The following is a 15292-nucleotide window of genomic DNA, read 5'->3' on the forward strand; positions in this document are numbered from 1 at the left end:
TGACGGAGGGGACGTCAGCGGCCCAGTCGGTCGAGCACCGCGCGCGGGCGGTTGGTGATGATGGCGTCGACGCCCAGCTCGACGCAGAGGTCCACGTCCTCGGGCTCGTTCACGGTCCACACGTGCACCTGGTGACCCGCCCGCTTCAGGCGCTCGATGTAGCCGGGGTGGTTGCGCACGATGCGCATCGAGGGACCCGCGATCCGCACCCCCGCGGGCAGCCGGCCGTCCCGCAGCCGGGGTGAGACGAACTGCAGCAGATAGACCGTCGGAAGGGTCGGCGAGGCGGCACGCACGCGATGCAGCGACCGGGCCGAGAAGCTCATGACCCTGATGGGCGACTCGGCGGCCGAGGCGGGGGCGTCCAGGCCGAACCGCTTCAGGAGCACCAGCAGCCGCTCCTCGACCTGGCCGGCCCAGCGCGTCGGGTGCTTGGTCTCGATGGCCATCTCCACCCGTCGCCCCGCGTCGGCGACGAGTTCGAGCAGCCGCTCCAGGGTGAGGACGGAGGTGTCCTCCCGGTCCTCGGGCCGGTACACCCAGTCCGGCTCCTCGTCGCGGGTGCGCCAGAACTCCCGGGTCCTGCGGGAGCCGAAGTCCAGGGCGGCGAGGTCGGAGAGCTCAAGGGCCGAGACCGCTCCGCGGCCGTTGGACGTACGGTTGACCCGTCGGTCGTGGACGCACACGAGATGACCGTCGGCCGTGAGGCGAACATCGCATTCGAGGGCGTCCGCACCGTCCTCGATCGCCTTCCGGTACGCGGCGAGAGTGTGCTCGGGAGCGTCTTCCGAGGCTCCGCGGTGGGCGACGACTTGAATCAGCTGCTGCCGTGCGTGGGTCACTGCGTCATGGTGCCACCGCCAGGGGGTACGCGTGCGAACGGAGGCATATGGTTTGCGCCTCATTTGTCTTACATGGCCTATATAAAGAACAACCGGGAACCCACAGGCACCGCTTATGGTGCCCTGACGGCCCGTGGGAAAAGCTGACGGCATACAAAAGGACATGCACAGCTGACGCACGCCGGACACCGAGCGGCACTGGCCGAGCGTGACCGAGTGCGACCGACAATCGACAGCCGTGACCGAGGAGAGAAGCTGTGAGCACCGAGAACGAGGGCACCGCGGTACCCCCGGCCCCGTCTGCACCCCCCGTGCCGGTGGATGCTCCCGCGGCTTCGACGCCCCACGCCTCCGAGGCGGGCGCCCCCACCACCCCGATCCCGCCGGCGTCGCCGTACGCCTCGGGCGGCGCCCAGGGGCCGGAACTCGTGCACGCGGGACCGGCTCCGGCGTACGGCTCGGCGGAGGGTGGGGCTCAGCAGGGCGCTGGCGGCGCGCCGCAGCACCCCGGTCAGGGCCCCGAGAGCTCCTGGCCGCCGCCGCAGGCCCCGGGCAGTCCGTTGTACGCCGACGGCGGCGCGGGTGGCTCGGGTGGCGGCTGGGGTTCGGGTTACCAGCAGCCCGCGCCGAAGCCGAAGAACGGCCGTGGTGGTCTCGTCGCCGCGGTCCTGGTGGCGGCGCTCGTCGCCGGCGGCCTGGGCGGCGGTCTCGGCTACACCCTGGCCAAGAACAACGACAACGGCTCCTCGACGACCCTCTCCGCCTCCGACAGCGGCGGCAGCGTCAAGCGGGACGCCGGCACCGTGGCGGGCGTGGCGCAGAAGGCCCTGCCCAGCACGGTCACCATCGAGGCCGAGTCCACCAGCGGCGAGGGCGGCACCGGCACCGGATTCGTCTTCGACACCCAGGGCCACATCGTCACCAACAACCACGTGGTGGCCGACGCGGTCGACGGCGGCAAACTGACCGCCACCTTCCCGAACGGCAAGAAGTACGACGCAGAGGTGGTCGGCCACGCTCAGGGCTACGACGTGGCGGTCATCAAGCTCAAGAGCGCGCCGAGTGACCTCAAGCCGCTCACCCTGGGCAACTCCGACCAGGTGGCGGTCGGCGACTCCACGATCGCGATCGGCGCCCCCTTCGGTCTGTCGAACACCGTCACGACGGGCATCATCAGCGCGAAGGACCGCCCGGTGGCGTCGAGCGACGGCAGCGGCAGCAACGCCTCCTACATGAGCGCGTTGCAGACGGACGCGTCCATCAACCCGGGCAACTCGGGAGGCCCCCTCCTCGACGCGCAGGGCAATGTGATCGGCATCAACTCCGCGATCCAGTCCACCAGCGGCGGCGGCCTCGGCGGCACCAGCCAGTCCGGCTCGATCGGCCTCGGTTTCGCCATCCCGATCAACCAGGCCAAGTACGTCGCCCAGCAGCTGATCCAGACCGGCAAGCCGGTCTACGCCAAGATCGGCGCGTCCGTCTCCCTGGAGGACTCCACGGGCGGCGCGAAGATCACCCAGGAGGCCGCCGCCGGCGGCTCCGACCCGGTCGAGGCGGGCGGCCCCGCCGCCAAGGCCGGCCTCAAGCCCGGTGACGTCATCACCAAGCTGGACGACCACGTGATCGACTCCGGCCCCACGCTGATCGGCGAGATCTGGACCCACAAGCCCGGCGACAAGGTCAAGATCACCTACGAGCGCGGTGGCAAGACCCACACGGTGGATCTCACCCTGGGCGCCCGCACCGGCGACAGCTGACCGGCACGCGCCCGTCCTGACCCGTTACTCTGGTCCCCGCGCCGACCGGTCACCGGCCGGCGCGGGGTGGGTTGCCCGAGCGGCCTAAGGGAACGGTCTTGAAAACCGTCGTGGCGCGAGTCACCGTGGGTTCAAATCCCACACCCACCGCAGCGCAGGTCAGAGACTTGCAGGTCAGAAGGGGTGTCACTCTCCGGAGCGGCACCCCTTCTGGGTACACCCTGTCTCACCCTGGCTCGCCCGTATCTCACCTTTGACCAGTGCGTATGGGCCATCTGTGGGCCAGGATCAGGCTCATGCCCGGCATGAAGAGCTGTTTCCTGTGTTCGCAACGTGACGGGCTGACGGGCGGCCTCGTGCGGGGCCGTCGAACCCTCCAATTTTCCCGCTCCTCAGCCACTCGGCCTTTGGCGTCGGTGATCCGATCACATGGCGCGCAATCAGAAGTGGAACTGCGAGAGCCACGTCGTGACGCTGACGTTGCCCGTGTTGCCCTTGACCTGACCGTTGACGCAGGTCTGACCATGGGCCGGGTTACCGCTGCTGCCGATGTTCACGGAGTTGCCGCAGACGTTCGTAGCGGCTTCCGCAGTCCCGCCGGTCGCGGCGAGCCCGCCGAACGCCAGCAGAGCGCTCACGCCCGCGACTGCGGCTATGCGCTTGAGCTTCATGTCACCCTCCTCTCAGGGAGAGACGAACCGTTCGCTTCGTGCGACCGAAGCGAACTCACCGCCACTTGGTTGGCGATGCGCCCTTGGGGATGCAGGGCGGGAGGGTGGTTCAACCCCTACTTCGACGATACGACCCGATGAATCAGGATAAAAGGGGTCTACTCGACGATCGGCTCAGGGTTGTCAATCCGTCCGGCCGCGACGGGCTGGTCACCCCTCGTCCAGCGCGCGGGCAATCAGGCGATTGGACTGCTGCTGGCCGCCCTTGAGGATCTTCGCGTAGAACCGGTACAGCACGGCAATGCTGTGGCCGGCGCGTGCGGCGACCTCCGCGGGATCCACCCCCGATTTGATCCAGAGCGACACCCCGGCGTGCCGCAGGGAGTACGGCACCCCCGCAAGGTCGGTGCAGCGCACCGAACAGCAAGAAGAGCACCCATCGCCGCGTCGGCCCGGGTGCTCCTCTTGCTGTTGACTAGCCGATTCAGCGTTTCGCCAGCTCAGACACCGTGGGGGACGCCCATGCACGACGCTCGTGAAACCGTCGTGGCGCGAGTCACCGTGGGTTCAAATCCCACACCCACCGCTGTAGTTCGTAGGTGCTGGTCAGGAAGGGTGTTCCTCGGTGAGGGGCACCCTTTCCCCATGGGTGGGGCGGGTCGGTACTCGAACGGAGTCGAGGTCTACAGCTCGTAGTCCCGGGCCAGTTCCTCCCAGGCGATCTCCCGGAGCCCGTCATGCGCGTCGCAACCCGACGGCACGCGTGCGTGGGGCTGGAACCAGATGATCGTGAGGTGGGAGCCGTACAGGATGGGGTCGCGGGAAGGTGTCAGGGCCGTGGAGCGGAAGACGCCGACGCAGGCCACAGCCGGCAGCATCTCGACCGGGCCGAAGGCGCCCGGGTAGTGGTCGGGGTACTCGTGCGGGGGTGGTAGCAGGTGCACAGGTGCGGTCGGGTAGTCGTGTTCGGCCGACCGCAGGAGGCCTTTGATCCGCAGCTCGTTGACCGGTCGGCACGGGTAGCCGTCCAGCATCCCGCCGTACGTCGACGTCAGGCGCAGCTCCCCGAGGTCGACCCTGCGGCCGGAGGTCAGGACGAGCCGGGACAGGGTCATGATCGGCACTCTGTGGCGCTCCCATGGTGCTGGTGATGCTGTTCCGTTCTATGGCCGACGCCCCGACATCCGCGCCGCCGACGCGATCGTCGCTCTTGCCTCCCGTTCCGTGAGCCCCGTGTTGAGGGCCGCGTCGACCAGGGGGGCGACCAGCGCGGGGCCGATGCCGTTCTCGTAGGCGCGGCAGGCGGCCCAGAAGAGGCGGGTGTTGCGCTGGCCCTCGTGGGCGGCGAGGACGAACTGGACCAGACCCTGGCCCTGGTCGCCGGCCGAGGGGTGGGTCGCGGGGTGGGTGGGGCGCGGTGGTGGCAGGAGCAGGCGGAGCAGGGCCGGTGGACAGGCCGCGGGGGCGAGGTGGGCGGTGCCGGGGGCCGTGCCGTAGACGCCGTGGTCGGTGCGGGAGCCGGGGCCGACGAGGTAGCCGCCGGCGCCCCTGATGTCGATGCCGGGGGCGAGGCGGCCGGCCGAGTTGGGGACGGCGGCGTCGGGCGGGCCGGTGAGCCACAGGTGGCGGCCGCCGCTCGGGGTCAGGACGACGACCGTGTCAGGGATCGTGAAGAGGTGGCGCAGGGCCAGTTCGCGCAGGGCCGCCGACGAGTCCGTGCCGGACTTGGTGTCCAGGTCCAGGCCGATCAGATGATGGGGCGGGAGACCACACGCGATGCCGTAGCCGGTCGCCCAGGGGGCCGCCGCGAAGAGCTCGCGGATGCGGACGGGGTCGGTCGAGGCGTCGTAGACCCCGTGGCCGAACGCGCCGCACTCGCCGTGGCAGGGCGCGGCCGGGGAGCCGTCGTCGCGGTGGGGGGAGCGCAGGGCCGGGAGCTTGGTGCGGGACAGGGGGATGACGGCCAGTCCGCGTTCGGCGGCTGACAGGGCGTGTGCGAGGGCCAGCGTCGTGGCCTGCCGGTCGGTGGTGGCCATGTCTCCATGTTCGTACGTACGTTCGAAAAAGGGAAGGGGTGGCGAGCGCGACGCGCCGGGGTCCCGGGATTGGCCGGAAAAGTGCCGGAACGCTTCCCCTGTTGTCCCGCTTGGCGATTGAGCGTCCTTATCGTCCTGGTCTGCCACCTGAAGTCGCGAAAGGGGTTTATCGACTTGCCCTCACGCTTCAGGGGGAATAACTGCTTCCGCTCTGGTTCGCCGGGGATTCGGTGGGCAACTCTGATCTCGCGACGTCGTGCACAGCACCGGGGTGGTCGGCCAACTTCCCTGGAAGCACCCTCACTTGACGTACTACCGGTCACAGGCCGGGTTCTGGAGGAAACACCATGGCAAGCATCCGTCCCGCCCGCGTCATCGCCGCCGTCTCCGCCCTCCCGCTCGCCGCCGCACTCTTCACCGGCGTCGCGGCGGCGGACAACGGAGGCTTCGCGGACAACGGATCGAACGCGGGTGTCGCGAGCATCGTGGGCAGCGGTGTCGGGCACGACAACAACGGCAACTCGTCCACCACGCAGCAGAACGCCGTCGGCTCCGGTGTGTCGGCCCAGAGCAACACGGCGCAGGTCAAGGGGTCCGCGTTCACGGCCGTCAACCAGGGGAACAACAACACATCCGTCACCTTCACCCCGCTGTGGTGATCCGGGAGGGCTGACCGGCCCTCGGCGGGGGGCGCTTCACGGGGGTGGGCTTGACGGGGTGGGCTTCACGGGGTGGGACACGTCCGCGCGGCGGTGCTTCGGCACCGCCGCGCAGGCGTGTTCGCGTGCGCGGCGACAGCCTTGACACCGCACCGGATCTGACGGACAGTCAGGAAATCTTGCGGACAAGGAGGTTGCCGTCATGGGCGCCGATCCGGACACCCCGCCGCCTCGGCCGGAGACCTACGACCCGGACGACTCGACGGCCCGGCCGAAGCCTCACGCTGCGAACGACGACCGGACGGTCCCGACGGCCCCGCCAGGCCCCCGGGACCCGGATGCCGTGGCAGCACGTCCGCCGGCCCGCGACGGGGACGGTCCGGCACCCGGGTCGGAGCGCGGCAATCGGGAACTGGCAGTTCGGCCGCGGTTGGGCGACGCGGACGGCCTGGCTGTTCGGCCATGGGCCGGTGACACGGACGGCCCGGTAGTTCAGGCGTGGGCCGGCGACGCGGACGGCCTGAGGCCCCGGTCGGAGACGCGCCGCCCAGACACCTCTGCGGCCCAGTCGCAGGCCCAGGCTCCAGACAGCCCGGCGCCCCGGCCAAAGCCCGGCCACCCGGACGCCCTCGCAGTCCAGCCCCAGGCTCACGACGCGGATGGCCTGAGGCCCCGGTCGGAGACGCGCCGCCCAGACACCTCTGCGGCCCAGTCGCAGACCCACGCTCCAGACAGCCCGGCGCCCCGGCCAAGGCCCCCAGACCCGGACGCCCTCGCAATCCAGCCCCCCATCCACGACACGGACGACCCGGCGCCCCGGCCAAAGCCCCGCCACCCGGACACCCCCGCACCCCAGCCTCCCGCCCATGACACGAGCGACCCGACGCCCCGCTCGGCGACGCGCCGCCCAGACACCCCCGCCCCCCAGCCCCCCGCCCACAACACAGACCACCCACCACCCCGGCCCACCCCCCACCCCCCGGCACACAACCTCCTGACCCGGCTCAAGGCCTACGAAGGGCGCCCCGCTGCCGTCGCCGGGGTCGGCAAGGATGCCGTCAACCTCCCCATGATCCGGCACTGGTGCGAAGCCCTGGGGGACGCCAACCCGGTCTACACCGGACCTGACGCCGTCGCCCCGCCCACCATGCTCCAGGCCTGGACGATGGGTGGGCTGACCGGGCACACGGGCAGGTCATCGGCGTACGACGAACTCCTCGCCCTTCTCGACGAGTCGGGCTGCACCTCGGTCGTCGCCACCGACTGCGAGCAGGAGTATCTCGAGCCGCTGCGCCCCGGCGACCGGATCACCTTCGACACCGTCATCGAGTCGGTCTCGGACCGTAAGACCACCAGGCTCGGTACCGGCCACTTCGTCACGACCCGCACCGACGTGCGCGTGGGCGAGACCCTCGTCGGCACCCACCGCTTCCGCATCCTGAAGTACGCGCCCGCGCAGCGAAAGAACACCCCTCCCCGGCCCCAGCGCCCCCGCCCCGTCGTCAACCGTGACAACGCCGGCTTCTGGGAGGGCGTCGAACAGCACCGACTCCTCATCCAGCGCTGCACCTGCTGCGCGACCCTCCGCTTCCCCTGGCTCCCGGGGTGCGCCCACTGCGGCGGCCCCGACTGGGACACGGTCGAGGCGAGCGGCGAGGGGACCGTCCACTCGTACGTCGTCATGCACCACCCGCCCTTCCCGGCCTTCGACCCGCCCTACGCCGTCGTGCTCGTCGAACTCGCCGAGGGCGTGCGGATGATCAGCAACGTGGTGGGGACGCCGTACGACAAGGTGCGGATCGGGATGCCGGTGCGGCTCGTCTTCCGGACCTACGACGGTGACCTCACCCTTCCCGTCTTCCGTGCCGCCGCCGAGGAGGCCGCCGTATGAGAACGGGCGACGAGCTGCCACCCCTCGAGATCCCGATCACCCGCACGCTGATTGTCGCGGGCGCGATCGCCTCCCGGGACTACCAGGATGTGCACCATGACCCGGAACTGGCCCGGCAGAAGGGCTCCCCGGACATCTTCATGAACATCCTCACGACGAACGGCCTGGTGGGGCGCTACATCACCGACCACTTCGGGCCACGGACCGTGCTCAGGAAAGTCGCCATCCGGCTGGGAGCGCCCAACTATCCGGGCGACACCATGGTGTTGACCGGGACCGTAGAGGCTCTCGAAGGCACTACCGCCACCGTTCGCATCGTGGGGACCAACGGCATCGGCAACCATGTGACCGGGACGGTCACCTTCTCGATGAGGGACGCCGAATGAGCGCACGCGCGCGTGACGCGCTCGGAGGCCGGGCCGCGATCGTCGGCATCGGGGCCACCGAGTTCTCCAAGGACTCCGGCCGCAGCGAACTGCGCCTGGCCGCCGAGGCGGTCCGCGCGGCGCTGGACGACGCGGGGCTCACGGCGGCCGACGTGGACGGCATGGTCACGTTCACGATGGACACCAGCCCGGAGATCACCGTGGCGCAGGCCTGCGGGATCGGCGAGCTGTCCTTCTTCTCCCGCGTCCACTACGGCGGCGGCGCGGCCTGTGCGACCGTCCAGCAGGCGGCGCTCGCGATCGCCGCGGGGGTGGCCGAGGTCGTGGTCTGCTACCGCGCCTTCAACGAGCGCTCCGGCCGCCGCTTCGGCTCCGGCGTCCAGCACCGCGAACCTTCCGCCGAGGGGGTCGCCCTCGGGTGGTCCCTCCCCTTCGGCCTGCTCACCCCTGCCTCCTGGGTGGCGATGGCAGCCCAGCGCTATCTGCACACCTACGGGCTCGGTTCGGAGGCCTTCGGTCATGTCGCGGTGACCGACCGCGCGTACGCGGCCACCAACCCGGCCGCCTGGTTCCACGGCCGCCCCATCACCCTCGCCGACCACGCGGCCTCCCGCTGGATCGTCGAGCCGCTCAGACTCCTGGACTGCTGCCAGGAGACCGACGGCGGCCAGGCGATCGTCGTCACATCCCTGGCACGCGCGCGTGCCCTCCCCCACCGGCCGGCCGTCATCGCGGCCGCCGCCCAGGGCGCGGGCCGCGCCCAGGAACAGATGACCAGCTTCTACCGCGACGATCTCACCGGCCTCCCCGAGATGAACGTCGTCGCCCGCCAGCTGTGGCGCACCTCCGGCCTGACCCCCCAGGACATCGACGTGGCGATCCTGTACGACCATTTCACCCCGTTCGTCCTGATGCAGTTGGAGGAGTTCGGCTTCTGCGCCCCGGGGGAGGCCGCGGACTTCGTACGCCGGGCCGAGCTCCCCCTCAACACCCACGGCGGCCAACTGGGCGAGGCCTACCTCCACGGCATGAACGGCATCGCGGAAGCCGTACGCCAACTGCGGGGGACGGCCGTGAACCAGGTGCGTGAGGCGGAGCGCGTGCTGGTGACGGCCGGGACAGGGGTACCCACATCCGGGCTGGTGCTCGCCGGGGACGCGTAGCCCCCAGGGGTGATCCCGCAGTAGATGCGCCTCCCTCGTCCACCTTCAGGAGGTGCAGCAGGCACCACCTCTACAACCTGAGGGGGAGTCCTCTTCGGGACTTGTGGCCGATGAGCGGGGGCCGGTCGCGAATCTAGCGTGGAGTCATGACCACACCCGTCTGCACCAGCGCTTCGAAGGCCGCCGTACCGGCGACGCAGACCCTCGCGTACCCCTCGTTCGCCTCGTACGTGAAGGCACGCCAGCCGGTGCTGCTGCGTACCGCCCGGTCGCTGACCGCGAACCCGAGCGACGCGGAGGACCTGCTGCAGACCGCCCTGACCAAGACCTACGTCGCATGGGAGCGCATCGAGGACCACCGAGCCCTCGACGGCTATGTCCGCCGCGCCCTGCTGAACACCCGCACCTCGCAGTGGCGCAAGCGCAAGGTCGACGAGTTCGCGACCGACGAGATCCCCGAGCCCGACCCCGTGCCCGGCGACGACGACCCCGCCGAGCAGCAGGCACTGCACGACGCGATGTGGCGGGCGATCATGAAGCTGCCGGCGCGGCAGCGGGCGATGGTCGTCCTCAGGTACTACGAGGACCTCAGTGAGGTGCAGACGGCCGAGGTCCTCGGGGTCTCCGTCGGGACCGTGAAGTCGGCGGTGTCCAGGGCGCTGGGCAAGCTCCGCGAGGACCCCGAGCTGGTGCTCGCCCGGTAGGGAACGGTAGGGAACCGTTCGTGACGGTCGGCCGTTGTGAGGGCATCGTGACGTGATCGATCGCCCGGCTCTAGTGACATACCGCGCGGTATGTGCGCAGAATCGGCGCAGCCCTTACTACCGCGTAGGCAATGTCGCCCCCGGGAGGACGCCGTGCTGAGCACGATGCAGGACGTACCGCTGCTGATCTCCAGGATCCTGACCCACGGGTCGTCGATCCACGGCACCTCACAGGTGACCACCTGGACCGGTGAACCGGAGCCGCACCGCCGCTCCTTCGCCGAGGTCGGCGCCCGCGCCGCCCAGCTGGCGCACGCCTTGCGCGAGGACCTCGGGGTCGCCGGGGACGAGCGGGTGGCGACCCTGATGTGGAACAACGCCGAGCACGTCGAGGCGTACTTCGCGATCCCCTCCATGGGCGCGATCCTGCACACCCTCAACCTCCGCCTCCCGGCCGACCAGCTGACCTTCATCGTGGCCCACGCCGCCGACCGGGTCGTCATCGCCAACGGCTCGCTGCTCCCCCTTCTCGCCCCGCTGCTCCCGCACCTCAAGACGGTCGAGCACGTGGTGGTCTCCGGCCCCGGCGACCGCACGGCCCTCGAAGGCTCCCACGCGCGCGTGCACGAGTACGAGGACCTGATCGCCGGCAAGCCCACCACCTACGACTGGCCCGAGCTGGACGAGCGGCAGGCCGCGTCCATGTGCTACACCTCCGGCACCACGGGCGACCCCAAGGGCGTGCTCTACAGCCACCGTTCGATCTATCTGCACTCCATGCAGGTGAACATGGCCCAGTCGATGGGCCTGACCGACCAGGACACCTCGCTCGTGGTCGTCCCCCAGTTCCACGTCAACGCCTGGGGCCTGCCGCACGCCACCTTCATGACCGGCGTCAACATGCTGATGCCGGACCGCTTCCTGCAGCCCGCGCCCCTCGCCGAGATGATCGAGCGCGAGCGGCCGACCCACGCGGCCGCGGTCCCCACCATCTGGCAGGGTCTGCTCGGCGAGCTCACCGCCAAGCCCCGTGACGTCTCCTCCCTCACCCAGGTCACCATCGGCGGCTCGGCCTGTCCGCCCTCCCTGATGGAGGCCTTCGACAAGCTGGGCATGCGGGTCTGCCACGCCTGGGGCATGACGGAGACCTCCCCGCTCGGCACCATCGCGCGTCCGCCGGCCCATGTGGTCGGCACGCCCGAGGAGTTCGCCTACCGCCTTACCCAGGGCCGCTTCCCGGCCGGCGTCGAGGCCCGCCTCAGCGGTCCCGGCGGTGAGCGCCTCCCGTGGGACGGCGAGTCCGCGGGCGAGCTGGAGGTCCGCGGCCCCTGGATCGCGGGCGCCTACTACAACGGCCCGGACGCCGAACCCCTGCGTCCCGCCGACAAGTTCAGCGAGGACGGCTGGCTGAAGACCGGTGACGTCGGCACCATCTCCGCCGACGGCTTCCTCACCCTCACCGACCGCGCCAAGGACGTCATCAAGTCCGGCGGCGAGTGGATTTCCTCGGTCGAGCTGGAGAACGCCCTGATGTCCCACCCGGACGTCACCGAGGCCGCCGTCGTCGCCGTCCCCGACGACAAGTGGGGCGAGCGCCCGCTGGCCACGGTCGTCCTCAAGGAGGGCTCCACGGCCGACTTCGAGTCCCTGCGCGCCTTCCTCGCGAGCGACGTCTGCAAGATCGCCAAGTGGCAGCTCCCGGAGCGCTGGTCGATCATCGAGGCGGTCCCGAAGACGAGCGTCGGAAAGTTCGACAAGAAGGTGATCCGCAAGCGGTACGCGGAGGGGGAGCTGGACGTCACCCAGCTCTGACAGCGCGAGGGGTACGGGGAGCAGGGCCCCGCAGCCGGACCAGGGGCCCTGCTCCCCGTACAACAGCCGTCACCCCGACAACCGTTGCTCAACAGCCGTCACCGTCGTACCGAAGTGGCGAGCCACCCCAACACCAGCCACACTCCCGCCACGGCGCACACCCCGCCCCAGCCCCACCAGCCGAAGGCCGACCCGGCGAGCGCGGACGCCGTCGCGCCGCCGGCGAAACCCGCCACGACATACGCCGTGTTGGCGGTGGCCGGGGTCGAGGTCGTCGTCAGGGCGACGGTCTGGTTGGCGACGTGGGAGGCGACCAGGGCCGCGTGGACGGCGATCGCCGCGATGAACAGGGCCCACATGACGTGTCCGCCGAGCCAGAACAGCGGCACGGACACGGCGGCGAGCAGATACGCCGACCGTACGACCTTGGCGGCGCCGAAGCGGTCCACGAATCCTCCTGCCAGGGGCGCCACGACACTGGCCGCCAGCCCGAACAGGCCGAAGAGCCCGGCGGTCGCGGTCGACAGGCCGTAGGACGAACCGGTCAGCAGGAGGGCCAGCGAGGTCCACAGCGCGCTCCAGGCGCCGTACATCCCCGCCTGCCGCACGCACGCGCGCCACAGGTCGGGCGAGCGGCGGACGACGGACGGCAGGGCGGTGAGGCCCGAGAAGAGCGGGCCGGAGCGGTGGACTCGTTCGGCCGGCAGGGCGTAGGCGGTCGCTAGGCCCAGGACGGCCGTCAGGGCGGCCGCGCCCACGAAGACCACCCGCCAGCCGTATGCCTGGCCGATCAGGCCGCCGAGCACACGGGCCGCGACGATCCCGGTGAACAGGCCCGCGATGACGGCCGCGACGTGGCGGGCCCGGCGGTCGGCGGGGGCGCGCTGGGCGACCAGCGGGACCAGCAGCTGGGGTACGACGGTCGCCGCGGAGGCGACGAGGACGGCTGCCGCGAGGGCGGTGGTGCCGGTGGCGAGCGCGCCGGCGGTCAGGGCCGCGGTGGTGACGAGCGAGAGGACGGCGACCAGGCGCCGTCGGTTCACGCTGTCGCCGAGCGGGGCGAAGACGAGCAGCCCGAAGGCGTAGCCGAACTGCGCGACCGAGGCGATCCAGGCCACCGCGGAGGGTGTCGAGCCGTAGTCGCGGGCGATGAGCGGGAGCAGCGGGGCCGCGAGGTAGATGTTGGCCGCCGTGACGGCGGTACAGACGGCGATGAGGACGAGGAGGAGCGACCCCGCGCGCCGGGCGGGGGCCTGCGTGGACCGTCCTTGCGTGACGGTTGCTGTCGGCATGACCGGAGGACTCCTTCGAGCCAGGTCTAACAACTAACTGGTTGGTTGGAACTGTCCAACAGTCTGGGTAGCTCGTCGATTCCCTGTCAACCAAATAGTTGGTTACTTGGCCCGCCCCCTCTACCCTGGCCCCATGGCAGCAGCAAGGGACCCCGATGCCACCCGGGCCCGGATCTTCGAGGCGGCGGTCGCCGAGTTCGCCCGCTACGGCATCGCGGGCGCCCGCATCGACCGCATCGCGACCGAGGCCAAGGCCAACAAGCAGCTGATCTACGCCTACTTCGGCAACAAGGCGGAGCTGTTCACGAAGGTCCTGGGCAAGGTCATGCTCGATCTCGCGGTCGCCGTCCCCGTCGACCCGGACGACATCGAGGGCTGGATCGACCGCCTCATGGACTACCACGAGGCCCATCCAGAGGTGCTGCGCCTGCTCTTCTGGGAGGGCCTGGAGTACGGCTCCAGCGCCGAGCTGCCCGACGAGGCCGAACGCCAGGAGCACTACCGCCGCAAGGTCGCGACCCTCGCGGACGGCCAGGCCCGCGGTGTGGTCACCGACGCCATCCCACCCCGTGACCTGCTGTTCCTCCTGATCGCCGTGGCGAACTGGGCCGCGGTGGTCCCGCAGATGAAACGGATCCTGGTGGGCGGGGAGCCCGCGGACCGGGAACGGCTACGGGCGTCGGTGCGGGAGGCGGCGCGGAGACTGGTCGCGCGGTAGGCAGTCGTGCGGTGGGTGTGCACGCACGCGGCACCGCAACGACTGCCCGGCCATGTCCTCAGGCGGTACGCGGGTCCGGGGGCCGCCGTGCCGCGAGGGCGGCCGGTTGGGGGCATACGCGGGACGGGACGGGGGCGGGACGGGATCCACGCGGGGTCGGTCGCGGAGGAACTCCCGACGACGGCCGAGATCGCGAAGCCACGCGCCCGGCCGGTGGAAGCGGCCGCGGTGGAGGACTCCATCGGCGGGGCCGTCGGCCAGGCGCCCGTCCGTTGGTGACCGGAGCGCGACGGAGCCCGGCTTGCACCCGCGGTGACCGGGCGGCGGCTGGCCGCGGTAGGACAACCGCTCCTAGTTGGTGCCGATCCGCGCCAGCAGGTCCACGATCCGTGACTGCACCTCGGCGCTGGTCGACCGCTCGGCGAGGAACAGGACCGTCTCACCGGAGGCCAGCCGAGGCAGATCGGCCTGGTCCACGGCCGCGGTGTACACGACCAACGGGGTGCGATTCAGCTGCCCGTTCGCCCGCAGCCAGTCCACGATCCCGGCCCGCCGCCGGTGCACCTGCATGAGGTCCATCACCACGAGGTTCGGCCTGAGCTGCCCCGCGAGCGTCACGGCATCCGTGTCACTCGCGGCCCGCGCCACCTGCATCCCCCGCCGCTCCAGCGTGGCGGTCAGCGCCAGCGCGATCTCCGCGTGCTCCTCGATCAGCAGCACGCGCGGCGGGTGCTGCTCGCTGTCCCGCGGCGCCAGGGCCTTCAGCAGTACGGCGGGATCGGCGCCGTACGCCGCCTCCCGCGAGGCCTGCCCCAGGCCGGCGGTCACCATGATCGGCACCTCGGACGCCACCGCCGCCTGCCGCAGCGACTGGAGAGCGGTCCGCGTGATCGGCCCGGTCAGCGGGTCCACGAACAGGGCGGCGGGGAAGGCCGCGATCTGCGCGTCGACCTCCTCGCGCGACTGCACGATGACCGGCCGGTACCCACGGTCGCTGAGCGCCTGCTGGGTCGTCACGTCCGGCGCGGGCCACACCAGCAGCCGCCGCGGGTTGTCCAGCGGCTCCGGGGGCAGTTCGTCGTCCATCGGCTGCGGCCGGGGGGTGTGCGGGATCTCGACGGCCCCGCCGGGACCGTCCAGCGGCTCGGGCCCCTCGGCGGCGTTCTCGTCGGGCGCCCCTATGGCGTACGACCGTCCGGCCGCCTCGGTGGCGTGCGCGAGCCGGGACTGCCCGGCCAGCGACGGCTGCGGTGTCTGCGCCGGTGCCGCCACGGCCTGCTCGGCCGCCGGATGAGGACGTGCCCCCGGCTCCGGGGCCGCGGCCGCAGCGGGGTCGGGCCGGGTGCCGAGCTTGCGCCGCC

The 15292-nt window shown here is 71.1% G+C and carries 15 protein-coding genes and 1 tRNA gene; 9 read left to right on the top strand and 7 right to left on the bottom strand.

Going from position 1 to position 15292, the window contains the following annotated elements; translation table 11 throughout:
• Positions 1-14 precede the first annotated feature (14 nt).
• Positions 15-842, bottom strand: coding sequence for a glycerophosphodiester phosphodiesterase (locus tag BFN33_RS10495; protein WP_069759609.1), 828 nt, complete (start codon positions 840-842; stop codon positions 15-17).
• A gap of 257 nt (positions 843-1099) precedes the next feature.
• On the opposite strand from BFN33_RS10495, the gene BFN33_RS10500 reads away from it, so the two are divergent.
• Positions 1100-2599: a S1C family serine protease gene (locus tag BFN33_RS10500; protein ID WP_069759610.1), complete on the top strand. Its 1500-nt coding sequence runs from the start codon at positions 1100-1102 to the stop codon at positions 2597-2599.
• Positions 2600-2664: 65 nt separating this feature from the next.
• Positions 2665-2749: transfer RNA gene (locus BFN33_RS10505), tRNA-Ser, on the top strand.
• Between the two features lie 290 nt (positions 2750-3039).
• On the opposite strand, the gene BFN33_RS10510 is transcribed toward BFN33_RS10505, so the two are convergent.
• The 4 genes from BFN33_RS10510 to BFN33_RS10525 all read right to left on the bottom strand — a co-directional run bounded on the left by BFN33_RS10510 (position 3040) and on the right by BFN33_RS10525 (position 5306).
• The gene (locus tag BFN33_RS10510) at positions 3040-3270 is read right to left on the bottom strand and encodes a chaplin family protein (RefSeq protein WP_069759611.1); all 231 of its coding nucleotides are present in this window, start codon (positions 3268-3270) and stop codon (positions 3040-3042) included.
• Between the two features lie 210 nt (positions 3271-3480).
• Positions 3481-3663 carry an integrase gene (locus BFN33_RS10515; protein ID WP_069759612.1) on the bottom strand — a complete coding sequence of 61 codons (183 nt, stop codon included), beginning with the start codon at positions 3661-3663 and terminating at the stop codon, positions 3481-3483.
• A 290-nt stretch (positions 3664-3953) separates the two neighbouring features.
• Positions 3954-4385 carry a hypothetical protein gene (locus BFN33_RS10520; RefSeq protein WP_069759697.1) on the bottom strand — a complete coding sequence of 144 codons (432 nt, stop codon included), beginning with the start codon at positions 4383-4385 and terminating at the stop codon, positions 3954-3956.
• 48 nt (positions 4386-4433) lie between these two features.
• On the bottom strand, positions 4434-5306 hold the full coding sequence (locus tag BFN33_RS10525; RefSeq protein ID WP_069759613.1) for a bifunctional DNA primase/polymerase: 873 nt from the start codon (positions 5304-5306) through the stop codon (positions 4434-4436).
• A gap of 347 nt (positions 5307-5653) precedes the next feature.
• On the opposite strand from BFN33_RS10525, the gene BFN33_RS10530 reads away from it, so the two are divergent.
• The 6 genes from BFN33_RS10530 to BFN33_RS10555 all read left to right on the top strand — a co-directional run bounded on the left by BFN33_RS10530 (position 5654) and on the right by BFN33_RS10555 (position 11921).
• Positions 5654-5965: a hypothetical protein gene (locus BFN33_RS10530; RefSeq protein ID WP_069759614.1), complete on the top strand. Its 312-nt coding sequence runs from the start codon at positions 5654-5656 to the stop codon at positions 5963-5965.
• A gap of 1069 nt (positions 5966-7034) precedes the next feature.
• The gene (locus tag BFN33_RS10535; protein WP_370743266.1) at positions 7035-7856 is read left to right on the top strand and encodes a bifunctional MaoC family dehydratase N-terminal/OB-fold nucleic acid binding domain-containing protein; all 822 of its coding nucleotides are present in this window, start codon (positions 7035-7037) and stop codon (positions 7854-7856) included.
• The gene (locus BFN33_RS10540; RefSeq protein WP_069759615.1) at positions 7853-8242 is read left to right on the top strand and encodes a MaoC family dehydratase; all 390 of its coding nucleotides are present in this window, start codon (positions 7853-7855) and stop codon (positions 8240-8242) included. Before BFN33_RS10535 ends, BFN33_RS10540 begins: the two co-directional genes overlap by 4 nt.
• The gene (locus BFN33_RS10545; protein WP_069759616.1) at positions 8239-9405 is read left to right on the top strand and encodes a lipid-transfer protein; all 1167 of its coding nucleotides are present in this window, start codon (positions 8239-8241) and stop codon (positions 9403-9405) included. The genes BFN33_RS10540 and BFN33_RS10545 overlap by 4 nt, the downstream gene beginning before the upstream one ends.
• Positions 9406-9551: 146 nt before the next feature.
• On the top strand, positions 9552-10109 hold the full coding sequence (locus tag BFN33_RS10550; RefSeq protein WP_057609235.1) for a SigE family RNA polymerase sigma factor: 558 nt from the start codon (positions 9552-9554) through the stop codon (positions 10107-10109).
• A 165-nt stretch (positions 10110-10274) separates the two neighbouring features.
• Complete coding sequence (locus BFN33_RS10555) at positions 10275-11921, top strand: long-chain fatty acid--CoA ligase (protein ID WP_069759699.1); 1647 nt, start codon at positions 10275-10277, stop codon at positions 11919-11921.
• A gap of 98 nt (positions 11922-12019) precedes the next feature.
• On the opposite strand, the gene BFN33_RS10560 is transcribed toward BFN33_RS10555, so the two are convergent.
• Positions 12020-13213: an MFS transporter gene (locus tag BFN33_RS10560; RefSeq protein ID WP_069759617.1), complete on the bottom strand. Its 1194-nt coding sequence runs from the start codon at positions 13211-13213 to the stop codon at positions 12020-12022.
• Positions 13214-13346: 133 nt separating this feature from the next.
• Between BFN33_RS10560 and BFN33_RS10565 the strand changes: the two genes are divergently transcribed.
• Complete coding sequence (locus BFN33_RS10565; protein ID WP_069759618.1) at positions 13347-13931, top strand: TetR family transcriptional regulator; 585 nt, start codon at positions 13347-13349, stop codon at positions 13929-13931.
• A gap of 351 nt (positions 13932-14282) precedes the next feature.
• Here the strand turns inward: BFN33_RS10565 and BFN33_RS10570 are convergent.
• On the bottom strand, positions 14283-15292 hold a 1010-nt coding region (locus BFN33_RS10570), incomplete at its 5' end, for a response regulator (protein WP_069759700.1).

The sequence above is a fragment of the Streptomyces sp. LUP47B genome (genome assembly GCF_001746295.1).
GTDB lineage: Bacteria > Actinomycetota > Actinomycetes > Streptomycetales > Streptomycetaceae > Streptomyces.